We start from the raw sequence: 22,407 nt of genomic DNA on the forward strand, positions 1-22,407 counted from the left end.
AATCGGACCGTGCACCGAGCACTCCAGCACTTCTCTACCACTCCCGGCCGGGACGTCCGAGCTCCCACACGGCAGCACCTACGAATCAGCGGACGAGCGGCCCGTCCCGGTCCCTTGCGCGCCTTGGCCGCACGAGGGCCGGGAGGAAGCCCAACACACCCATAACGAGCGGAGGTTTCGCCGGATCCGGCTGAGCACCCGCGAGATTCGTCCCGTCAGGTGTGCTCGTTCCTCCGCCCGCCCCCGGAACGCTACGCTCCCCCGCCCCGGCTTGCACGGGAAGCGCCGACAGAGCCCCGGGAACGTCGAGTTGGCCCATCCGCTGAAGCGGCCAGGCGATCACGAAGGCCCGTCCGAGCACGTTGTCCATGGGGATGGTGCCCTGGCCGGCCTCGCCCAGGTGGTAGCGCGAGTCGGCGGAGAGGTCCCGGTGGTCACCCATCACCCAGAGCCTTCCCGGGGGAACGGTAACCTTGAACGGCTGCTTGGAGGGCGCGTTGCCCGGCGCCAGGTAAGGCTCGTCCAGCGGAACGCCGTTGACGGTCAGTCGGCCCCTCGCCTCACAGCACTCGACGGTGTCTCCCGGGACACCGATCACCCGCTTGATCAAGTCCTGCTCGTCGTCGGACGGCAGCAGGCCGACGTGCGAGAGCAGCCGCTTTCCGGTCCGAAGTACGGCACCTTCGTCCTGCGCACGGGGCTGGGGTTCGAGCCAGCCTCCGGGGTCCTTGAAGACGACCACCTCACCCCGGGACGGCTCGTTGCCGAACCACGGCGTGAACTTGTCGACCAGCACCCGGTCGCCGATCTGGATGGTCTGCTCCATCGATCCCGAGGGGATCACGAAGACCTGGACGGCGAAGGTCTTGAGCGCCAGGGCGATCAGCACGGCCACCACCGCGATCAGCGGCACCTCGCGCAGCAGCGAACGCCTGCGCCGCCGGGCGGCCCGGCGAGCGCTACGGCGCCGTTCGGCCCGGCCACGCGGCGCGGGAGTCGAGGCCGGCGCTGCCCCACCTGTGGCCGGCCGCGTCCGTGGCCCGCCACTCGACGTGCCCGTCACACCAGCCGCTCCGCCCCCACCGGGTATGCCCGTGCCGGCGGTCCCGTCGGCAACGGGGGGCGAGGCGAGGCCACGCCCTCTACCGCGCTCCCCCATGGCCACCGGTCCCCTCCACCTGGGCGAAGCTCGTGGGGCGGTCGAGCGAGGTCCAGCGACCGACCGGAAGGACGATCCAGTCCGCCCGTCCGATCACCTTCGACTCGGGCACGAAACCACCGCCCGGCTCACCGAGGTGATCCCGCGAATCACGAGAGGCGCTCCGGTGGTCCCCCATCAGCCAGAGCTTGCCGGCCGGCACCACCACGTCGAACCTCACCGTTGACGGGGCGTCACCCGCGTACAGGTAGGCCGACTCGTCCAACGGCACCCCGTTGACCCGGAGCCGCCCGTCCGTTCCACAGCACGTCACCCGGTCACCCCCGACACCGACCACACGCTTCACGTACACGGAGCCGTCACCGGGGTTGAGCCCCGCGGCCGACAGGAAGCGTCGCACAGGCGGTGTCTCGTCGGCGTAAGGCAGGAAGGAGCCGGTCCCGTCGAAGACCACCACGTCCCCGCGCTCGATCTCACCGCCGAAGACGTAGGCGAGCTGGTTCACCAGAAGGCGGTCACCCGGCTGGAGGGCGCCCTCCATCGACCGGGAGGGGACGGAGAACGGGCGGACCACGAAGGCGTTCACCAGCAGCAGGACCAGCAGACCCAGCGCACCGATCCGCAGGAGGTCCCATGTCGACCAGCCGGCTGAGGAGTCATCGGCTTCGTCCGTGCCGTCCACGACGTCAGTCGGTGCTCCGGCTCCTCCGGCTTCCTCTGCTACCGCTCCGGCTGCTTCTCCGGGCTCTTCCTCCGGAGGCCCGCCCCGCGCTCGGTCCACGGCCGAAACGGACGCGGACCGCGACGGCGGGTCCGCACCCTGGGGTACGGCCGTGCCGTCGCGGTCCGCGACAGGTTCTTGCGTGCTCATCGGGGCAGAGCCTATCCCGAAGGGACTCGGCCCCGACCGAGCGTTCCGGGCCTCCGGACGGACCGGAGGCCGGAGGATCAGCGGTCGCGCTTCTCCTTGATCTTCGCGGCCTTGCCGCGCAGGTCACGCAGGTAGTACAGCTTGGCGCGGCGGACCGCACCACGGGTCACGACCTCGATCTTCTCGACGACCGGGGTGTGCACCGGGAAGGTGCGCTCCACGCCGACGTTGAAGGAGACCTTGCGAACGGTGAAGGTCTCACCGATGCCGGAGCCGTGACGGCGGATGACGACGCCCTGGAAGACCTGGACACGGGAGCGGTTGCCCTCGATGACCCGGACGTGGACCTTCAGGGTGTCACCGGCGCGGAAGGCCGGGATGTCGGAACGCAGCGAGGCCGCGTCGACAGCAGCGAGCTTGTTGCTCATGTTGCTCTCCATCGCAGGCGCCACGGGCCGCCCACGGAAGTTCGTCACAATGGGGTGTGCTGCGGGCCGTTTCGGTCTTCGGCGATCCCCCCGTGGCGGGGGCACCGATCCACTGGCTCCCAAGGAGGCAGCCCAACGGCAGACAACAGTCGCCTATTCTTCCACAGCCTCCGCCGCGGACCGAAATCGGCCGAGCTCCTGGTCCCAGGCCAACCCCAGGATGCTGAGCGCCTCGCGCTCCTTCTTGTCGAAGTCGCCGTGCTGCCAGCGCTGCACCAGGTCCGGCCGGTTCGCCAGGGTACGGGCGAACGCCTGCTCGCGGCGCCACCGGGCGATCTTGCCGTGGTGACCGCTGAGCAGCACCTCCGGCACCTCGCGGCCGCGCCACTCGGCGGGCTTGGTGTAGACGGGCCCCTCCAGCAGGTCCGCCATCGCACCCGGCGCGAAGGAGTCGTCCCTGTGGGACTCCGCGTTGCCGAGCACTCCCGGCAGCAACCGGGCGATCGCCTCGACCATCACCAGCACCGCGACCTCGCCGCCGGCCAGCACGTAGTCACCGATCGACGCCTCGACCACCGGCATCCGGGTCGCGGCCTCTTCGATCACACGTCGGTCGATGCCCTCGTAGCGGGCCGGTGCGAAGGCCAGCCACTGACGCCCCGCCAGCTCCTGGGCCAGCTCCTGGGTGAACGGCTTCCCGCTCGGGGTCGGCACGACCAGGGTCGGCACCTCGCCCTCGGGCCCCTGAGCGAGCACCGCGTCCAGCGCCGCACCCCACGGCTCCGGCTTCATCACCATGCCCGGGCCGCCACCGTAAGGAGTGTCGTCCACCGTGCGGTGCACGTCGGTGGTCCAGGACCGCAGGTCGTGCAGGTGGACGTCGAGCTGCCCCCGGGCACGGGCCTTGCCGACCAAGGAGACGTTCAGCGGCTCCAGGTACTCCGGGAAGATCGTGACGACGTCGATCCGCATCTCGCTCATGCGCGAGCCCCGCCGGGCGCACCGTCGGGGGCCTCGTCGGGCGTTCCGCCGGCCGACGCACCGTCAGCTTCCGCGCCCTCGGCCGTCTCATCCGCTTCGGTCGGCTCGGCCGCGTCCGCGCGGACCACCTCGGCGTCGGCCGGGTCGATCAGGCCGGGCGGCGGGTCGATGACCGCACGCTGGTTCTCCAGGTCGATAGTCGGCACGATGCGGGTGACGAAGGGCACCAGCACCTCCGTACCGTCGGGCTTGGTGACGGTGAGCAGGTCCTGGTACGGCAGGTGGACCACCTCGGTGAGCTCGCCCACGAGGGTGCCGTCCAGCATCACCACGTCGAGCCCGATCAGCTGGTGGTCGTAGTACTCCTCCGGATCGTCCGGGCGCTCCTCCGGATCGACCTCCGCGATCAGCATGGTGCCGCGCAGGGCTTCGGCCCCGTTCCGGTCCTTGACCCCCGCGAAGCGCAGCAGCAGCCGACCGCTGTGCACCTTGCCCGACTCGACGGTCAGCGGACCGACCGACGCCGGGTCGGTGAGCAGCACCGCACCGGGCCCGAGCCGCAGTTCGGGCTCGTCGGTCCAGACCTCGACACTGACGTCCCCCCTGATGCCGTGGGCGCGGCCGATCTTGCCGACGACGAGCTGCACGGTGATCTTTCTCCTGATCCTCTGGTCCTTGAAGCGATGAATACACGAGCGACACCCGTGCGGGTGCCCCGGTACGCAGAAGGACCGGCCGGGACGACATGCGTCCCGGCCGGTCCCTGAATCCTGACGATCTGACGTCAGCGAATGCTGTCCACGTCGACCAGGTCGACCCGGACGTTGCGACCGCCGAGGGCGCCGACCACGGTGCGCAGAGCGCGAGCCGTGCGGCCGCCCCGGCCGATCACCTTGCCGAGGTCATCGGGGTGCACGCGCACCTCGATGGTGTTCCCCCGACGCAGGTTGCGCGAGCGCACCTGTACCTCGTCGGGGTGCTCGACGATGCCCTTCACCAAGTGGTCCAGGGCGTCCTCGATCACGATCAGGCCTCGGTGGAAGCGGCGTCGGCCTCGGCCTCGGCCTTGTCAGCCTTCTTGGCCTTCGGGGTGATGGCAACACCGGTGGTGCTGTCCTCGAAGCCGGCGACGGCCTTCGCGAAGAGGTGCGAGAAGTCCTCGACCTTGGGCTCGGCAACCAGCAGCGGAGCCGGAGCCGGCAGGCCCTTGAACTTCTGCCAGTCGCCGGTGAGCTTCAGGATGGCGAGGACCGGCTCGGTCGGCTGGGCGCCGACGGACAGCCAGTACTGGGCACGGTCGGTGTCGACCTCGATCTTCGAGGGGTTGTAGGTCGGCTGGTAGATGCCGATCTCCTCGATCGCGCGACCGTCACGCTTGGTGCGCGAGTCGGCGACGACGATGCGGTAGTGCGGGGAGCGAATCTTGCCGAGACGCTTGAGCTTGATCTTGACTGCCACGGGAGTGGATTCTCCTGGTGTTGACGTGGGTGAGCGGCCACTTCCGTCGCGTGGGGTTGCGAGGTGGGCCGTTCAAGGGACACGCCAGCCGTAGGAGAGAGGGGTCCTGCTCGGCTGCCGAGTACTCAGCTGTCCATTCTGCCACACGCCGACGGCGCGCCCGACCGGGGTCCGCGCCGGTCGGCCCGACCGAGGGCCCCCGCCCTCGGTTGAGCCGAATCTCGGCACGACAGGCACTGCACACCACGAGCAGTGCAGGTTGTACGGCGCTGCGAGTACTACGGGACTGCGGGACTACCGAACCTTCGGAACTGCACACCTGCGGATCCGCGAACCTGCGGACCTGTGAAACCACCGGGGCCATCGGCCCCGCGTGCGAGCAGCGCGGTACGTACGGCTCATCCGCCTGGCAACGGATGGCCACCCCCCGACCGGCTGCGGTTGAGCGCCCCGGTGCTCAGGCGATCCGGAACGGCTGCTGGCAGGCGCCGCAGACGATCGACGCCTGGGCGAGCACCGACGGCACCACCCGGACGTTGCGGCCGCAACCGCAGATCGCCTTGACGCGGACGCCGCCCCCGGAGGAGCCGTGCCGAGCGGCCGGTCCGCGGAACGCGCGGTGCCCGCCCTCGCCGTTGACGGCGAGCTGGTGCGCACCGAGGGCGCGGTCGAGGCGCTCGATCGTCTCGGAGTAGCGCTCCTGCGTCTCCGACAGCATGGTCACCTGCGAGAAGCCGCTGCTGGCGTGCGGCTCGATCGGGTGGGCCAGGCCGAGCTCGGAGGCGAGCATCAGGAAGCGGCGGTTGTGGTAGCGGCCGGCTCGCGAGGTGTCCCGGATGTCCCGGGCGGCGGCGAGGCCGTGGGCGGCTTCGTGCAGCAGTCGCTCGAAGCCGAGCTGGGTGCCGCAGGCCGAGGAGGACTCGCCGATCAGCGCCTCGGGCGAGGCCAGGTCGGGGAGGTCCTGATGGTGGGCCTGGATGTCGCTCCAGGCGGCGGCCAGTTCGGCCGCCAGGACGAGAGGCTGTGTCGTGCTCACGCTAGACCAACGATGCAGTGAGAGCCGATGTTCCGCGAGTTCCCGTTCACGGGGAATTCCCAGCGAACTTTCAGGAATGCACTGCCGTGCGCGAATTGCGCTGCCTGTATCTGACGCAAGACCAACCCCCTGCAACTTTGGGCCCGGCGAACCTCGCCAGGCTCTCGGCTATCGCCCGGGAGCGGTTGCTCCCCTTGCGGCGAACGGCCCGTGGCGGTGTCGAGAATTGACAGGGCCACGGGCCGTATACCGTACCGCTAGTTCACCACGACCGGGAGTTGACCGGTCAGTAGTCTCACCAGACAGTCAGTCGGCGGTAGAACATTCGCACTGCATAAGTCACGTTCTGGGTGCCGGGAAGAAGCGAACTCAGTACGCCCGGGCCACGATCGCGACGTTGCCCTCCTGGTCGTCCGTCAGCGGGACGGAGCCGTCGGCGGCGACGATGCAGCGGACCGAGACGCCCTGCTCGGCCAGCTTGGCCTCGCCCTCCGGGCCGAGCTCGGCCCAGGAGATCCGGCCCCAGCCGGTGGCCGCGGCCTCGACCGCCTCGTCGAGGTTGGAGACCTCGACGGTGCGGGACAGCCGGCGCTCGCGCGACTGACGGAGCAGCAGGTCCTGGTCCTCCTCGAGGATGCCGGGCAGCAGCGCCGCCAGGCCGTCGATCGAGACCGGCTCCTTGCCACCGGGGATGCGGCGGGCCAGCATCGCGGTGCCGTTCTCCAGGTCGCGCGGGCCGACCTCGATGCGGACCGGGACGCCCTTGAGCTCCCAGTCCACAGCGCGGCGGCCGAACGGGGTGTCGGTGCGGTCGTCCACGACCACCCGCACGCCGGCCGCCTCCAGCTGGGCGCCGATCTCACGGACCTTGGCCAACACCGCGTCGTCGCCCTTGATGGCGAGCACCACGGCCTGCACGGCGGCCAGGCGCGGCGGGACGCGCAGTCCGTTGTCGTCGCCGTGGGACATGATCAGGCCACCGACCATGCGGGTCGAGACGCCCCAGGAGGTCTGCCAGACGTGCTCGCGCTCGGCGCCCTGCAGCTGGTACGTGGTGTTGAACGCCTTCGCGAAGTTCTGGCCCAGCTCGTGGCTGGTGCCCATCTGCAGCGCCTTGCCGTCGCCCATCATGCCCTCGAGGGTGAGGGTGTTGATCGCGCCGGCGAAGCGCTCCTTGGCGGTCTTGCGGCCGAGCACCACGTCGATGCCGAGCACGTTGGTCATGAAGTCGCCGTAGACCTCGGTGTGGATCATCGACGCGTAGGCGCGGGCGTCCTCGTAGGTCGCGTGGGCCGTGTGGCCCTCCTGCCAGAGGAACTCGGTGGTGCGCAGGAAGACGCGCGGGCGCAGCTCCCAACGGACGACGTTGGCCCACTGGTTGATGAGCAGCGGCAGGTCGCGGTGGCTCTGCACCCACTTGGAGAAGTACTCGTTGATGATGGTCTCGGAGGTCGGCCGGACGACGACCGGCTCCTCGAGCTCCTTGCCGCCGCCGTGGGTGACCACCGCGAGCTCGGGGGCGAAGCCCTCGACGTGCTCGGCCTCCTTGGTCAGGTACGACTGCGGGATGAACATCGGGAAGTAGGCGTTCTGCGCGCCCGCCTTCTTGATCCGGGCGTCCATCTCCTGCTGCATCCGCTCCCACAGGCCGTAGCCGTACGGTCGGATGACCATGGTGCCGCGGACCGGGCCGTTGTCGGCCAGCTCGGCCTTGTTGATGAGGTCCTGGTACCAACGCGGGAAGTCGTCCGCCTGGGGAGTGAGCACGGGTGCCTTAGCCATGGGGCAGATGGTACGGGGAGTGGGCCCCGGACCGTGAATCCGTTTCACCTGCCAGCTGCGGTCGGCCACCGGCCGACTGACCAGCCGTCCGGCTGACGGGCCGTCGGACGGCGCTCGGGAGGGCGCACCGGGGGCGCATCACCCATGTGGCGGGACACCACCCCGTACCCCTCTGGACGCCGGGGCCCGACGGCTGTTCGCTGGTGTCGGGGCGGGACTTTGGGGGGTTGATTTTCGATGCGGCGACCCTGTGGTGACCCAAGGACCGGATGGAGGCCGAGATGGCTTCGGCGCAGTTGACCGGCACGACCTCGGAGGCGACTCCGGACTGGCTACGCCCCCACGCCCCGGACGGCCGACTCGGCCGGACCAACCGGGCCCGTGACTGGGCGGAGATCCAGGAACGGATGCTGGTACCGCTCTACCAGGCCGTGTACGAGCGGTTGGAGGTCGGCCCGGCGACCAGCCTGCTCGGCATCGGCTGCCGCTCCGGGCTGGCCCTGCTGCTGGCCGCAGAGCGCGGCGCGCAGGTGGCCGGCGCCGAGGCCGACCCCGAGCTGCGCGAGCTGGCCACCGCCCGTGGCCTGACGGTGCACCAGGAACCCGCCACCGGCACCCGTCCGGCCGCGAGGCCGGACGCCCACCCCGGCACCCACCCTGGCACCCGCAGCGGCACCGGCACCCACTCCGGCGCTCACGCCGGTGCCCATCCCGGCGCTCACCCCGGCACCAGTTCCGGTGCCCACCTGAGCACCCGTCCCGGCGCCCACCCGGACCACCGCCCCGGCACCCGGACGGCGGAACCCGTCGCCCGCTCGGCGCACTCCCTCGTGACGGTCTTCGAGCAGTTGCAGACCACGCGCGCCCCCGGCCTGCTGGTGGAGGCCGCGGCCCGGCGCGTGCTGACGGGCGGTCAGCTGGTGCTGGCGGCCTGGGGCCCGGCGGAGCGCTGCGAGAGCGCGTCCGTGCTGGAGCTGGGGCAGCGGCTGGCCGGCTCCGGGCCGGCGGTGCGGGCCGGGCTGCTGCCGGGGCCGTTCGCGCTGAGCGCGCCCGGGGGTCTCGAGTCGCTGCTGTTCCGCGCCGGTCTGCGCCCGGCCGGGGGCGGCCGGGTGTCCTGCCCGTTCGCCTATCCCGACCTGGAGAGCGCGGTGCGCGGGCTGCTCTCCACCGGGCTGTTCGACGCCGCCCTGGCGGAGTCGGGCGGGACCCTGGTCGCGAAGGAGCTGGAGGAGGCGCTGCACCCGTTCGTCCTCCCGGACGCCTCGGTCCGGATGACCAACCTGTTCCGCTACGTGGTCGGCGAACGCGCCTGAGCCCACCCCCGACCGGCCCCGCCCCGCGCCGCCCCGCCCCGCCCCGCCCCGCCCCGCCCCGCCCGCAGCGTCCGAGACCCACGGGCAAGCGTCCGAGCCCCACGGGCAGCGGCGGCGGACCACGGGCCGTCGGCGGACAGGAGTGTGCCCCGGTCCCTTCCCGGACCGGGGCACACGTTCCACGGACCGTCAGCTGCGGTCCAGCTCCTTGGCGTTGCGGGCCACCCCCGCCGCCCGGTACGCGGCCTCCTCGTCGAGGGTCTCGGCCTCCAGCAGCGCGGCGGCCAGGGCGTCCAGCTGGCCGCGGTGCACGTTGAGCAGCCGGATGGCCTCCTCGTAGCACTCGGCGACGATCCGGCGGGCCTCCTCGTCCACCGCGTCCAGGGTGGTCGGCGCGGCGGAGAGCCCGTAGGCGCCCTGGGTGTCGCTGGGGACGGCGGTGAGCCGGCCGACCCGTTCGCTCATGCCCCAGCGGCCGGCCATCCCCCGCGCGATGTTGGTGACCTGCTCCAGGTCGCTCTCGGCGCCCGTGGTGATGACGCCGTAGACCACCTGCTCGGCCGCCATGCCGCCGAGCGCGCCGATGATCCGGCCGCGCAGGTACGGCTCGGTGTACGAGTAGCGGTCGGTGTCGGGGGTGGAGAGGGTGACGCCCAGGGCCCGGCCGCGCGGCACGATGGTGATCTTGCGGACGGGGTCGGCGCCGGGCTGGAGCATGCCCAGCAGGGCGTGGCCGCTCTCGTGGAACGCGGTGCGCTCGCGCTCGCCCTGCGGCATCACCAGCGGACGGACGGCGCCCAGCTGGACCTTCTCCAGCGCGTCCGAGAGGTCGTCGGCCCCGACCCGGTCCTGCTTGCGCTTGACCGCGAGCAGGGCGGCCTCGTTGACCAGGTTGGCGAGTTCGGCGCCGGTCATGCCGGGGGTGACCTTGGCCAGCTGGGTGAGGTCGGCGTCGGAGCCGAGCGGCACCGTCCGGGTGTGGATCTTGAGGATCTCCACCCGGCCGTCCCGGTCGGGCGGGCTGACGGTGATCCGGCGGTCGAAGCGGCCGGGCCGCAGCAGCGCCGGGTCGAGGACCTCGGCGCGGTTGGTGGCCGCGATCACGATGACGCCCTCGGAGCCGGAGAAGCCGTCCATCTCGGTGAGGATCTGATTGAGCGTCTGCTCGCGTTCGTCGTGGCCGCCCATCCCGCCGCCCCCGCCCCGCTGACGGCCGATGGTGTCGATCTCGTCGATGAAGATGATCGCCGGCGCCACCTTCCGCGCCTCGGCGAACAGCTCCCGGACCCGCGAGGCACCGACGCCGACGATCATCTCGATGAACTCGGAGGCGGAGGCGGAGAAGAACGGCACGTTCGCCTCCCCGGCCACGGCCCGGGCCAGCAGGGTCTTGCCGGTGCCGGGCGGACCGGTGAGCAGCACGCCGCGCGGCATCTTGGCGCCGAGCTTGCGGTACTCCTGCGGGTTCTTCAGGAAGTCGACCACCTCGCTGAGTTCGGCCTCGACCTCGTCGATGCCGGCCACGTCGGCGAAGGTGGTGCGCTTCCCCTCGTCCGGGTTGACCGGCTTCGGCGGGGCCTTCTTGCCGAACCCTCCGGCACCGCCCATCCCGCCCGCCATCCGGCGGGCCAGCAGCACCCAGATCAACACCAGCAGCAGCATCGGGGCGAGCGAGATCAGCAGGTTGGCCAGGAAGCTGCGCTGCTGCACCACCGGTTCGGCGGTGACGGTGACGCCCTGCTGCTGGAGGGTGTTCCAGAGTCCGTCGTCGGCGAAGGCCGGGCGCTGGGTGGTGAAGTCGGTGTAGTTCCCCTTGGCGCCGTCCGGCTTGGGCGCGGCCGCCTTGAGGGTGCCCTCGATGGCGTCGCCCTTGGAGTAGATCTGGGTGATGTTGCCCTTGCCGAGCTGATTGCGGAACTCGGTGTAGGAGATGGTCGTGCCGCCCCCGCCACCGAAGGTGTTCAGCAGCAGTTCGGCGAGCAGGAAGACGGCGAGCGCGGTGAGGAGCATGCCGGCCCAGCCACCGGGCATCTTCTTCTTCGGCGTCGGCGGAGGCGGTGCGCCCTCGGACCGCCAGGGCTGGTCGGGGGTCTGACGGGGCGGTACGGGATTGCTCACCCATCGGACAATACGGACATCCGGACGGGCCGACCAAGACGCAACGCCGCGCCCCGCAGGCCTGACCCGGGGTCAGACGACATGGAGTCAGGCGGCCCGGGGTCAGACCCCCGGCCACTCCTCCGCCGTCAGCGCGAAGCGCTCGTGGTCCCGCCAGGCCCCGCCCAGGAAGAGCATCCGCGGCGTGAAGCCCTCGTGCCGGAACCCCAGCCGCCGCGCCAGCGCGATCGAGCGCTCGTTCTCCGGCTGGACGTTGATCTCGAGCCGGTGCAGCCCGAGCCCGCCGTCCACCTGCCCGGCGAAGCAGCGGTCCACCACCAGCCGCATGCCTTCGCTCATCAGCCCCGTCCCCGCGTAGGGGAGGTAGGAGTCGTAGCCGAGGGCGGCGTTGCAGAAGCGGCCCATGACGATGTTGGCCACGTTGCACTTGCCGACCAGTCCACCGCTGTCCCGCTCGAGGATCAGGAAGGTGCGCAGCCCCGGCCCCTGACGGCCGAGCAGCTCGGGGAGGCCGTCCGGCTCCACCGGGTTCCACCGCCCGACGTGCTCGGCGGAGCGGCGGACCGCCGCCGCGTACGGTCCTGCGTCTGCCGCCCTGGGGGCCCGGATCTCCACTCGCACGGCACCATCATCGGGCATGGCGACGGCCCGCCACCGGAAGGGGTGACGGGCCGTCGGAAACTCGCCCTCGGACCGACTCGGACGGAACGTCCGCAGCGGGTCAGAGCAGGTCCTTGAACTCCTTGGGGAGCTCGAAGTCGGCCGGGCCCTTGCCCGCGCCGAGCCCGAAGGCACCGCCCGGGGCCTGCGCGGCGTCGCCCGCACCGGCACCCGCGCCGAGCGCCTTGCGCTCCGCCGCGGCCGCCTCCTCCTGGGCCCGCTTGAGCGGGTTGCCGCTCTTGCGCTTGCCCTTGGCCGGCTGGGCCTTCTTGGCGGACTTCTTGCCGCCGCCGCCCATCCCGGGGATCCCCGGCATGCCGGGCATGCCCTTGCCGGAGGCCATCGCGGACATCATCTTGCGGGCCTCGAAGAACCGCTCGACCAGGTTCTTCACCTCGCCGACCTGGACGCCCGAGCCCTTGGCGATGCGGGCCCGGCGGGAGCCGTTGATCAGCTCCGGCTCGGCCCGCTCGACCGGGGTCATCGACTTGATGATCGCGCCGACCCGGTTGACGTCCTTGTCGTCGATGTTGTTGATCTGGTCCCGGATCTGGCCCATGCCCGGCAGCATGCCGAGCAGCTTGGAGATCGAGCCCATCTTCTGGACCTGCTCCAGCTGGGACAGGAAGTCGTCCAGCGTGAAGGCCTTCGGACCGCCGCGCAGCTTGGCGGCCATCTTCTCGGCCTCGGCCTGCGAGAAGGTCTGCTCGGCCTTCTCGATCAGGGAGAGCATGTCGCCCATGCCGAGGATGCGCGAGGCCATCCGGTCCGGGTGGAAGGCGTCGAACTCGTCGACCTTCTCGCCGTTGGAGGCGAACATGATCTGACGGCCGGTCACATGGGCGACCGAGAGGGCCGCACCACCGCGCGCGTCGCCGTCCAGCTTGGAGAGCACCACGCCGGTGAAGTCGACGCCGTCGAGGAAGGCCTGGGCGGTGGTGACCGCGTCCTGGCCGACCATGGCGTCGACCACGAACAGGACCTCGTCCGGGTTGATCGCGGCCCGGATGTCGGCGGCCTGCTGCATCAGCTCGGCGTCGATGCCGAGGCGGCCGGCGGTGTCGACGATGACCACGTCGAACTGCTTCTGCTTCGCGTACTCGATCGAGTCGCGGGCCACCTGCACCGGGTCGCCGACGCCGTTGCCCGGCTGCGGGCCGTAGAAGGCGACGCCGGCCCGGCCGGCCATCACCTCGAGCTGGGTGACGGCGTTGGGGCGCTGGAGGTCACAGGCCACCAGGAGCGGGGTGTGCTTCTGCGCCTTGAGCCAGTGGCCGAGCTTTCCGGCCAGGGTGGTCTTACCGGCACCCTGGAGACCGGCCAGCATGATCACGGTCGGGCCGGACTTGGCGTACTTCAGGCGGCGGGTCTCGCCACCGAGGATGGCGATGAGCTCCTCGTTGACGATCTTGATGACCTGCTGCGCGGGGTTGAGCGCGCCGGAGACCTCCGCGCCGGTCGCGCGCTCCTTGATCCGCGCGATGAAGGCGCGCACCACGGGCAGCGCGACGTCCGCCTCGAGCAGGGCGATCCGGATCTCGCGGGCGGTGGCGTCGATGTCCGCCTCACTGAGGCGGCCCTTGCCCCGGAGGTTCTTGAACGTCGCTGCGAGGCGGTCGGAGAGAGTGTCGAACACGTCGGTCGCGGGTCCCTTGCGGCATCGGTACGGGTACTGTCGTCGCCCCCAGGGTATCCGGCCACCACTCCAACGGTCCCCACCCGGTCGGAAGCGGTCGTCGGAAGCGGCGGTCGAGCGGCCGGCGGGGCCCGTTCACGACAGGGCCGACTGCACCGCCGCCGCCACCTCCCGCGCCCGCTCCACCGTCAGCGGACCGCCCGCCGGGTCGGTCAGGTAGAAGGCGTCCACCGCCTCCGCCCCCAGGGTGGAGACGTGCGCGGTGCGGACCCGGGCGCCCGCCCCGTCCAGCGCCCGGCCGATCCGGTGCAGCAGCCCGGGGGCGTCGTGCGCACGCACCTCCAGCACCGTCGCGGTGCTGGACGCCCCGCCCGGCGCGACGGTGACGACCGGCGGCGGAGTGGTGATCCCCCGGCGGCGCGGGGCGGCGGCGTCGCGCTCCGCCAGCTTCCTGGTGACGTCCAGCGAGCCGTCCAGTGCGCGCCGCAGGTCGGCCCGCAGCCGGGCCGCCTCCGGGAGTTCGCCGTACTCGGCCGCCACCGTCCAGCCGAGCAGCAGCACCGGCCCGGCCCCCGCCGGGTCCAGCTCGCGCAGCCCGGCCGAACGGACCGTCAGGCGGTGCAGCGCCAGCACCCCGGCCACCGTGCCGAGCAGGCCGGGCCGGTCCGGCAGGGCCAGCGTGAGCTCGACCCCCATCGGTTCGGTTCCCAGCGGCTCGGAGGCGCCGCTCCCCGAGCCCGTCCCGGCGACACCGGCCACACCGGCGGCGCCGCCCCCCAGGCCCGTCCCGGTGTTCAGCGTGTGGGCCAGCAGGGTGAGCGCGGGCTCGCCCGTGCGGGCCGCCTCGACCGCGAGGCGCTCCTGCTCGGCGGTCGGTCCCGAGGCCCAGCCGAGCTCCGCGAGCGGCTCCTGAGCCCCCGTCAGCCGCGCGGCGGCCCGCCCGGCCAGACCGGACACCAGCGAGGCCCGCCAGCTGCTCCAGGCGGCCGGCCCGGTGGCGGTGGCGTCCGCCTCGGTGAGCGCGTGCAGCAGCTCCAGGTGGGAGAGGGTGCCGGTCACCTCCGTGATCAGCTCCACGGTGGCCGGGTCGTCCGGGTCCCGCCGGGTGGCGGTGTCGACCAGGGTCAGGTGGTGCCGGACCAGCAGCGCGAGGGTCTCGACGTCGGCCTTGTCGAAGCCCATCCGGGCGGCCACGTCCCGGACGATCACCTCGCCCGCCTCGGAGTGGTCGCCGGGCCAGCCCTTGCCGATGTCGTGCAGCAGCGCGGCGACCAGCAGCAGGTCGGGCCGGGCCACCCGGCGGGTCATCGCGGCGGCCCGCACCGCGGTCTCGATCAGGTGCCGGTCCACCGTCCAGACGTGCACCGCGTTGCGCTGCGGGCGGCAGCGCACCCGCTCCCAGTCCGGCAGCAGACGGGTGATCAGGCCCTCGGCCTCGTACGCCTCCCAGACCGGCACGGCCGCCTCGCCCGCGCCGAGCAGGGTGACCAGCTGGGCCCGGGCCTCGTCCGGCCAGGGCACCGGGAGCGGGGCGGCCTCGGCGGCGAGGCGGCGGACGGTGGCGTAGGAGACGGTCAGCCCGGCCTGGGCGGCCGCGGCGGCGGCGCGCAGCGGCAGCACCGGGTCCTGGCCGGGCCGGGCGGACTGGGCGAGCACCGCCTCGCCGTCCTGCTCGACCACGCCCTCCGCCAGCGGCGTCCGCTCGACCGCACCCCGGGCCACCGCGCTGTTCGCCCGGCCGACCTGGCCCCGGGCCGCCGCCCCGCTCCCCCGCCCGGCGCCGCCGAAGGTGAACAGCCGGCTGCGGCGGACCCGGCCGCCCCCGCTCCGTTCGGCCAGGACCCGTTCGACGGAGCGCCAGGTGACGTCCGCCGCGTAGGAGATGGTGCGGGCCGCCTCGTAGACCTGGCGCAGCAGGGTGTCCGCGTCCAGCACGCCGAGCCTGGCGGCGACTTGGTCCTGCTCCTGGAGGGCGAGCCGCTCGGTGGCCCGGCCGGTGGTCAGGTGGAGGGCGTCGCGGACGTCGGCGAGCCGCTCGGCGGCGGCCTCCAGCCCGTCCCGCGGGGCGTCGGCCAGCCAGCTGGCGGCGATCGCGTTGAGCGCCACCACGTCCCGCAGGCCGCCCCGGGCCTCCTTCAGGTCGGGCTCCAGCAGGAAGGCCAACTCGCCGTGGCGCTCGGCCCGTTCGAGGCAGGAGGCGCGCAGTTCGGGCAGCCGTTTGGGGGCGCTTGCCCGCCAGTCGGACAGGACGGCGGAGCGCAGGTCGGCGGTCAGCTCGGGGTCCCCGGCCAGGTGGCGGGCGTCCAGCAGGCCGAGTTGGGCCTTGAGGTCGTCGGCGGCCACCGCGCGGGCCTCGGCGGGGGTGCGGACGGCGTGGTCGAGGGCGGCACCACCGTCCCAGACGGGGTACCAGATCCGTTCGGGCAGGGCCGGGTCGAGCGGGCCGCGGTGGAGCAGCAGCACGTCAAGGTCGCTGCGCGGGGAGAGTTCGCCGCGGCCGTAGCCGCCGACGGCCACCAGGGCGGAGCCGGAGGGCGCGCCGGCCGCGGCGTAGAGGCCGGCCAGCCAGTCGTCGGCGAGCCGGGCCAGTGCCTTGCGGCGGACGGCGCCGGTCAGGCCCGGTTCGTCGAGCAGCCGGGCGCGGGCGGCCGCGTGGTCGGAGGGCTGGTCGGTGGTGGTCACGTCGGTTCCCCGTCCGTCGGTGCCCGCCGCGGCTGTCCTGCCGCGGCGGGCTGCTGCTGGCTCGGCCGGACCCGCCCGGGTCCGGATACGCGTCCGGCGGACCGGCGACCACGGGGGTCACCGGCCCGCCTGGGACCGTCGGTTGCTGCTCTCGGTTGCCACTCTCGACCGCCGCCGTCGACCACTGCCCTCGACCGCCGCTCTCGACCGCTGCCCTCGAGCGCCGCTCACCGCTCTCGAATGATGCCGGTCGTTCCGGTCCCGCTAGATCGCGTCGGGGCCGCGTTCGCCGGTCCGCACCCGGACGGCGGTGTCGACCGGGATGCTCCAGACCTTGCCGTCACCGATCTTGCCGGTGCGGGCAGCCTTCACCACGACCTCCACCACGTCGTCGGCCATGTCGTCCTCGACCAGGACCTCGATCCGGACCTTGGGCACCAGGTCGACGGTGTACTCGGCGCCCCGGTAGACCTCGGTGTGGCCCCGCTGGCGGCCGTACCCGCTGGCCTCGGTGACGGTCAGTCCGTGCACCCCGAAGGCCTGCAGGGCGTTCTTGACCTCGTCCAGACGGTGCGGCTTGATGACTGCGGTGATGAGCTTCATCAGGCGTCGACCTCGGCCTTCTTCGGAGCGGTGGTGACGGTGGAGGCGGAGGTGGAGGCGCGGCCCAGGCTGGCGCCGACGGCGCTGAAGTCGTAGGCGGACTCGGCGTGTTCGGCCTGGTCGATGCCGGCCACTTCGACGTCCTCGGAGACCCGGAAGCCGATGGTCTTGTCGATCGCCTTGCCGAGCAGCCAGGAGAGCACGAAGGAGTAGAGGCCGACCACGACCACGCCCATCGCCTGCTTGCCGAGCTGGCCGACGCCGCCGCCGTAGAACAGGCCCTGCGCGGTCTGGCCGACGTGGCCGGTGGCGAAGAGGCCGATCAGCAGCGAGCCGATGACGCCGCCGACCAGGTGGACGCCGACCACGTCGAGCGAGTCGTCGAAGCCCCAGCGGTACTTGAGGCTGATCGCGGCGGCGCAGGCCACACCGGCGATGAGACCGATGGCCACCGCGCCGAGCGGGCTGACGGAGCCGCAGGCGGGGGTGATGGCGACCAGGCCGGCCACCGCGCCGGAGGCGGCGCCGAGCGTGGTGAAGGCGCCGTGGCGGATCTTCTCGTAGGCCAGCCAGCCGAGCACCGCGGCGGCGGTGGCCACCTGGGTGTTGACGAAGGCCATCCCGGCGACGCCGTTGGCGGCCAGCGCCGAGCCGGCGTTGAAGCCGAACCAGCCGAACCAGAGCAGCCCGGAGCCGAGCATCACCAGCGGCAGGCTGTGCGGGCGCATCGGGTCCTTCTTGAAGCCGATCCGCTTGCCGAGCACCAGGCAGAGCGCGAGGCCCGCCGCACCGGCGTTGATGTGGACGGCGGTGCCGCCGGCGAAGTCGATCACGCCGTTGCGGTCGCCGAGCCAGCCGCCGTTGCCGCCGTCGAAGAAGAACACCCAGTGCGCGACCGGGAAGTAGACCACCGAGACCCAGAGGGCCACGAAGAGGCCCCAGGCGGCGAACTTGGCTCGGTCCGCGATGGCGCCGCTGATCAGCGCCGGGGTGATGATCGCGAACATCAGCTGGAAGGCGGAGAACGCGGTGACCGGGATGGTGCCGGTGAGGTCGTTCAGGCCGATGCCGCGCATGCCCAGGTAGTCGAGGTTGCCGATGAGACCGGCGCCCGCGTCCGGGCCGAAGGCCAGCGAGTAGCCGTAGAGGACCCACAGCACGCTGACGATCGCGAGCGATACGAAGCTCATGACCAGCATGTTGAGGGTGCTCTTGACCCTGACCATGCCTCCGTAGAAGAAGGCCAGGCCCGGGGTCATCACCATGACCAGGGCCGCACAGATGAATACGAAGGCGGTGTCGCCAGCGCTGAAGCCGTCCGGCATCGGCGTCTCCTCGTGGGTGCAAGAGCCGCTCCACACCCGGGATCCCTGTCCCGTGCCACCCGGGGTGTCGGCGTTGAGGAGGAGAGTGCCGAAGGCGGATTTCGGCCAGTGCGGCTCGGTGTTTCGCCGCCGTGACGAGCGCCACGGCGGCGTTACGAGGAGGTGAACGACTGCTGCGGACGGGCGACCCCCGACCGTGAGGCCCGCAGGCCACCGGCATCCCGGGACCGCAAACCACGGACGTCCCGGCCGCCGCCGGGCCTCAGGTGCTCTGGACGAACTCCGGGATGTTCTCCACCACCCGGTCGGAGAGCTGGGCGACGGCGTCCAGGTCGCCGTAGTTCTGCAGTGCGTTGGCGGTGGTCTTGCGGATGCGGGTGTTCAGCCGCTCGGAGCGGACCTTGGTGGCGATGGCCACCGCCTCCTCCGCCACCGCGACGGCCTGCCGGGGCTCGTTCTGCAGCAGGTGCACGCTGGCCATGCCGATCAGGTTGAAGGCGTAGCTGCGCACGTGGTCCTTGTCCTGCCGGAACAGGTCCACCGCGCGCTGCATCACCGGCTCGGCCATCGAGGCGTAGAGCGGGCTGCGGTTGGCGTGGTACGCCAGGTCGCGGTAGGAGTGCGAGTTCTCGCCGTTGAGCTCGGCCTCGGTGAAGAACTTCAGCCAGCCCGGCGAGTTGTCGTCGAACCGGGTGTCGCTGAAGGTGTCCTCGGCCATCCGCACGGCACGGGCGCAGCGGTTCACCTCGCCGATGGTGGCGTAGGCCCGGGCCTCCATGGCGAACAGCAGCGACTGCTGGCGCGGGCTGGCGGTGTCCCGGCTGCCGTACTGCGCGAGGTGGATCAGCTCCAGGGCGTCCTCGCCCCGGTTGAGGTGGATCATCTGGCGGCTCATGTCGGTGAGGATCTGCGCGCCGAACGGCCGGTCCCCCGCCTCCTTGGCCGCGTGCAGGGCCAGCACGTAGTACTTCTGCGCGCTGGGGTGCATGCCGACGTCGTACGACATCCAGCCCGCCAGGTGGGCGAGTTCGGCGGTGAGCCGGAACAGCCGCTTGGTGGTCTGCTCGGGGTAGGTCTCCTGGAGCAGGTCGGTGACCTCGTGGAGTTGGCCGACCACCGCCTTGCGGCGCAGGCCGCCGCCGTTCTGCGCGTCCCACTGACGGAACATCACCGTCGTCTGCTCCAGCAGTTGGAGCTCCGGCTCGGAGAGGCGGCCGGTGAACTGCTCCCCGCCGTTGGCGGCGGCCAGGATCGGGGTGGGGGCGCCCGCCGGGTTGGGGGCGAGCCAGCGCTGCATCGGCTCGATCAGGGCGGTGCCGGCCGTCAGGGCGAGCGAAGTGCCGAGGAAGCCACGGCGGTTGAGCATCAGGTCGCTGCGGGAGTACTCGCTGATCAGCTGGACCGTCTGCGGCGCGCTCCAGGGCAGGTCGACCCCGCTGTCCACGGTGGAGACCGGAACGGCGGTGCGCAGGCCGAGGTCCTCGATGGAGACCACCGAGCCGAAGCGCTCCGAGAAGAGCTGCGACATGATCTTCGGGATCGGCTCGCGGGGCTGCTCGCCGTCCAGCCAGCGGCGCACCCGGGAGGTGTCGGTGGAGACGTGGTGGGCGCCGATCTGCCGGGCCCGGCGGTTGACCTGCCGCGCCAACTCCCCCTTGGACCAGCCGCTGCGGCCGAACCAGGAGGTCAGCTTCTCGTTCGGTTGCTTCTCTGCCATGGGTAAGCGCCCCATCCCGCCCGGCCCCTCGGGGCCCCCGATCGTCTTCGCACTCCCCCGCCCAGCGTGAGCGGCCCGATGCGTTCCGTGTGCTGAACGTAACGCGACAAGTCCCGCCCCGGGGAGCGCGCCCGGATAATCGCCACCATTCGCCACCCCTAGGAGTGAACTACGCGACGGCCCGGGGCGCTTCACTGGTAGCCGGCACCATGCCCGCCCAACTCACCGTGCCGCCAGGGATCTTGACGACCCGGCAGCCGCCGGACCAGGAAGGGGAGTCCCGTGCAGCTCCGACGATCCGGCATCCGCAGCGGGGGCGCAAGCGGCCTGCTCGCCCGGCACCCACGAATCGGAGCACTCCGCCTGCTGCGCGCCGCCGACGCACGACCCGCTTCACGTCGCACAATCGACGCACCGGCACGGCCGGCCGACCGTCACGGCGTCACGCCCGGCGGCCCGTCCGGAGGTCCGTCCGGAGGTCCGTCCGGCGACGCGCCCCGTAACCACCGGCATTCCGAACCTGTTGGGGGAGGCATGGAAACCCTCTTCGGCGAACTCCGCTTCGGCACCCGCCGCCGGACCCGCGGCACCGCGTACGAGGCCGCCGCTGAGTACACCGGGCGCTGGGGCTGGGCGGTGGCGGTCTCCACCGGCTCCGCCACCCCGGCCGACGGCCGCTGCGACTGCGGCACCGTCCACTGCGCCGCGCCCGGCCTGCACCTCGGGCTCGGCCCCGCCGTCGACCCGGCCTCCGGCACCGGCACCGCCGGGCTGGACGCGCTCCGGGACGGCTCGTCCTCCCCCGCCGCACTGCTGCTGCCCGCCGGCCGCTCCTTCGACGTCCTCGACGTCCCCGCGCAGCCCGGTCTCCAGGCCCTGGTCCGGCTGGAGCGGATGGGCACCCAGGTCGGCCCCGTGCTCGGCCTGCCGACCGGACGGCTGCTCTTCTTCGTCGCCCCCGGTGCCGCCCAGCGCCTCCCCGACCTGCTCTACCGGATGGGCTGGGACGACACCACCCTCGACCTGGCCTGCCACGGCGAGGGCTCCTACGTCGCCGCCCCGCCCACCGTCCTCGGCCCCCTCGGCCCGGCCCGCTGGCTCCGCCGCCCCTCCCGCGACTCCGCCGCCTGCCCCCCGGAAGCCCGCCTCCTCCTCGGCACCATCGCCTACGCCTGCCACCGCACCCGCGAACGCACCCCGGTCACCGCGTAGCGCAGGTGGTCACACCGGGGGCGCGAGACTCTGCCGCTCTGCGGCTCCGCCGCGCGGGCGCGCACCTCCAGCCCCCCGTCCGGCAGGGCACACGCCCAGGGGCGCGAGGAACTGCGCGCGGCGGAAGGCCACTCACCTGCAACTGAGGCTCCATCAGCCGGTTGCACGTGCTGCCGTTCCCCTGCGCGCAGTTCCCCGCGCCCCTGGTGTGAGCACTGCCGCGGAAGAACCCGCGTCAGTCGCCGATCAGCGCGTCCACGAAGGCGCCCGGCTCGAACGGGGCGAGGTCGTCCGCGCCCTCGCCGAGCCCGATCAGCTTGACCGGCACGCCGAGTTCCCGCTGCACCGAGATGACGATGCCGCCCTTCGCGGTGCCGTCCAGCTTGGTGAGCACGATGCCCGTGATGTCCACCACCTCGGCGAACACCCGCGCCTGGACCAGCCCGTTCTGCCCGGTGGTGGCGTCCAGCACCAGCAGGACCTCGTCCACCGGCCCGTGCTTCTCCACGACCCGCTTGACCTTGCCGAGCTCGTCCATCAGCCCGGTCTTGGTGTGCAGCCGGCCCGCGGTGTCGATGAGCACGGTGTCCGCGCCCTCCGCGATGCCCTCCTTGACCGCGTCGAAGGCGACGGACGCCGGGTCCCCGCCCTCGGGCCCGCGGACGGTGGCCGCGCCGACCCGCTCGCCCCAGGTCTGCAGCTGGTCCGCGGCGGCGGCCCGGAAGGTGTCGGCCGCGCCGAGCACGACCTTGCGCCCGTCCGCGACCAGCACCCGGCCGAGCTTGCCGGAGGTGGTGGTCTTGCCGACGCCGTTGACGCCGACGACCAGCACGACGGCCGGCCGGCCGTCCTCGTGCTTGGCGGTCTTCAGCTGACGGTCGGTGTCGGCCCCGATCAGGGCGACCAGCTCCTCGCGGAGCAGGCCGCGCAGCTGCTCGGGGCTGCGGGTGCCGAGCACCTTGACCCGGGTGCGGAGGTTGTCGACCAGTTCCTGGGTGGGCTTCACGCCGACGTCGGCGGTGAGCAGGGTCTCCTCGATCTCCTCCCAGGTGTCCTCGTCGAGGCGGTCCCGGGAGAGCAGGGTGAGCAGGCCCTTGCCGAGCGAGTTCTGCGAGCGGGAGAGCCGGCCGCGCAGGCGGACCAGGCGGCCCGCGGTCGGTTCGGGGACCTCCAGCTCGGGGGCGGTCAGGGCCTCGTCGGGGGCCTCGATCTCCTCGGGGAGCGTCACCTCCTCGACCGTGCGGACCGGCTCCGGCGCCGATGCGGCGGACTCCTCGCCGACCTGCGGCTCGCGCGGGGGCGTGATGACGGGTGCCTCGGCCTGGGGAGGCAGCTGCTTACGTCGTCTGCCGCTGACGACGAGGCCCGCGACGGCGCCGACGGCGACGACCGCGATGACTACGGCAAGAATCAGATATTCCATGGC

The 22,407-nt window shown here is 72.3% G+C and carries 19 protein-coding genes; 2 read left to right on the top strand and 17 right to left on the bottom strand.

Annotation, left to right across the window (positions count from 1 at the left end; translation table 11 throughout):
* Window positions 1-85 precede the first annotated feature (85 nt).
* From lepB (ACWCYY_RS32595) to proS, 9 genes are all read right to left on the bottom strand, one after another.
* Window positions 86-913: a signal peptidase I gene (lepB, locus tag ACWCYY_RS32595; protein WP_449798075.1), complete on the bottom strand. Its 828-nt coding sequence runs from the start codon at window positions 911-913 to the stop codon at window positions 86-88.
* A gap of 229 nt (window positions 914-1,142) precedes the next feature.
* Window positions 1,143-1,841, bottom strand: a complete 699-nt coding sequence (gene lepB / locus ACWCYY_RS32600) for a signal peptidase I (RefSeq protein ID WP_449798076.1) — start codon at window positions 1,839-1,841, stop codon at window positions 1,143-1,145.
* Between the two features lie 266 nt (window positions 1,842-2,107).
* Window positions 2,108-2,458, bottom strand: coding sequence for a 50S ribosomal protein L19 (gene rplS / locus ACWCYY_RS32605; RefSeq protein WP_345285549.1), 351 nt, complete (start codon window positions 2,456-2,458; stop codon window positions 2,108-2,110).
* A 153-nt stretch (window positions 2,459-2,611) separates the two neighbouring features.
* Window positions 2,612-3,430, bottom strand: a complete 819-nt coding sequence (gene trmD, locus ACWCYY_RS32610; protein WP_449798091.1) for a tRNA (guanosine(37)-N1)-methyltransferase TrmD — start codon at window positions 3,428-3,430, stop codon at window positions 2,612-2,614.
* 5 nt (window positions 3,431-3,435) lie between these two features.
* Entirely contained in the window at window positions 3,436-4,086 is a 651-nt protein-coding gene (gene rimM, locus ACWCYY_RS32615) for a ribosome maturation factor RimM (protein WP_449798077.1), read from the bottom strand.
* Between the two features lie 137 nt (window positions 4,087-4,223).
* Window positions 4,224-4,463: an RNA-binding protein gene (locus ACWCYY_RS32620; protein WP_030306741.1), complete on the bottom strand. Its 240-nt coding sequence runs from the start codon at window positions 4,461-4,463 to the stop codon at window positions 4,224-4,226.
* A 2-nt stretch (window positions 4,464-4,465) separates the two neighbouring features.
* Window positions 4,466-4,897, bottom strand: coding sequence for a 30S ribosomal protein S16 (gene rpsP, locus ACWCYY_RS32625; RefSeq protein WP_184913873.1), 432 nt, complete (start codon window positions 4,895-4,897; stop codon window positions 4,466-4,468).
* A 457-nt stretch (window positions 4,898-5,354) separates the two neighbouring features.
* Entirely contained in the window at window positions 5,355-5,933 is a 579-nt protein-coding gene (locus ACWCYY_RS32630) for a hypothetical protein (protein ID WP_345285545.1), read from the bottom strand.
* A 369-nt stretch (window positions 5,934-6,302) separates the two neighbouring features.
* A complete protein-coding gene (proS, locus tag ACWCYY_RS32635) occupies window positions 6,303-7,715 on the bottom strand; it encodes a proline--tRNA ligase (RefSeq protein ID WP_345285543.1) in 1,413 nt (470 codons plus the stop codon).
* 281 nt (window positions 7,716-7,996) lie between these two features.
* On the opposite strand from proS, the gene ACWCYY_RS32640 reads away from it, so the two are divergent.
* Complete coding sequence (locus tag ACWCYY_RS32640) at window positions 7,997-9,028, top strand: SAM-dependent methyltransferase (protein WP_449798078.1); 1,032 nt, start codon at window positions 7,997-7,999, stop codon at window positions 9,026-9,028.
* A 189-nt stretch (window positions 9,029-9,217) separates the two neighbouring features.
* On the opposite strand, the gene ftsH is transcribed toward ACWCYY_RS32640, so the two are convergent.
* The 7 genes from ftsH to nsdA form a co-directional block, all read right to left on the bottom strand.
* Window positions 9,218-11,146 (bottom strand): ATP-dependent zinc metalloprotease FtsH, encoded by a 1,929-nt coding sequence (gene ftsH, locus ACWCYY_RS32645; RefSeq protein WP_345285542.1) that lies wholly within the window; start codon window positions 11,144-11,146, stop codon window positions 9,218-9,220.
* A gap of 102 nt (window positions 11,147-11,248) precedes the next feature.
* Window positions 11,249-11,785: a GNAT family N-acetyltransferase gene (locus ACWCYY_RS32650; RefSeq protein ID WP_345285541.1), complete on the bottom strand. Its 537-nt coding sequence runs from the start codon at window positions 11,783-11,785 to the stop codon at window positions 11,249-11,251.
* An 82-nt stretch (window positions 11,786-11,867) separates the two neighbouring features.
* Window positions 11,868-13,442: a signal recognition particle protein gene (gene ffh / locus ACWCYY_RS32655; protein WP_345285540.1), complete on the bottom strand. Its 1,575-nt coding sequence runs from the start codon at window positions 13,440-13,442 to the stop codon at window positions 11,868-11,870.
* 135 nt (window positions 13,443-13,577) lie between these two features.
* Window positions 13,578-16,124, bottom strand: coding sequence for a [protein-PII] uridylyltransferase (locus tag ACWCYY_RS32660; RefSeq protein ID WP_449798079.1), 2,547 nt, complete (start codon window positions 16,122-16,124; stop codon window positions 13,578-13,580).
* 264 nt (window positions 16,125-16,388) lie between these two features.
* Complete coding sequence (locus ACWCYY_RS32665) at window positions 16,389-16,727, bottom strand: P-II family nitrogen regulator (protein WP_345285536.1); 339 nt, start codon at window positions 16,725-16,727, stop codon at window positions 16,389-16,391.
* Window positions 16,727-18,052, bottom strand: a complete 1,326-nt coding sequence (locus ACWCYY_RS32670; protein WP_345285534.1) for an ammonium transporter — start codon at window positions 18,050-18,052, stop codon at window positions 16,727-16,729. Before ACWCYY_RS32670 ends, ACWCYY_RS32665 begins: the two co-directional genes overlap by 1 nt.
* 262 nt (window positions 18,053-18,314) lie before the next feature.
* Window positions 18,315-19,769, bottom strand: a complete 1,455-nt coding sequence (nsdA, locus tag ACWCYY_RS32675) for a transcriptional repressor NsdA (protein ID WP_345285532.1) — start codon at window positions 19,767-19,769, stop codon at window positions 18,315-18,317.
* 534 nt (window positions 19,770-20,303) lie between these two features.
* On the opposite strand from nsdA, the gene ACWCYY_RS32680 reads away from it, so the two are divergent.
* Window positions 20,304-20,981 (top strand): bifunctional DNA primase/polymerase, encoded by a 678-nt coding sequence (locus tag ACWCYY_RS32680; RefSeq protein ID WP_345285530.1) that lies wholly within the window; start codon window positions 20,304-20,306, stop codon window positions 20,979-20,981.
* Window positions 20,982-21,216: 235 nt separating this feature from the next.
* Here the strand turns inward: ACWCYY_RS32680 and ftsY are convergent, their stop codons facing one another.
* Complete coding sequence (ftsY, locus tag ACWCYY_RS32685; protein ID WP_345285528.1) at window positions 21,217-22,404, bottom strand: signal recognition particle-docking protein FtsY; 1,188 nt, start codon at window positions 22,402-22,404, stop codon at window positions 21,217-21,219.
* Window positions 22,405-22,407: the final 3 nt, after the last annotated feature.

The organism is Kitasatospora sp. NPDC001664 (assembly GCF_053596675.1).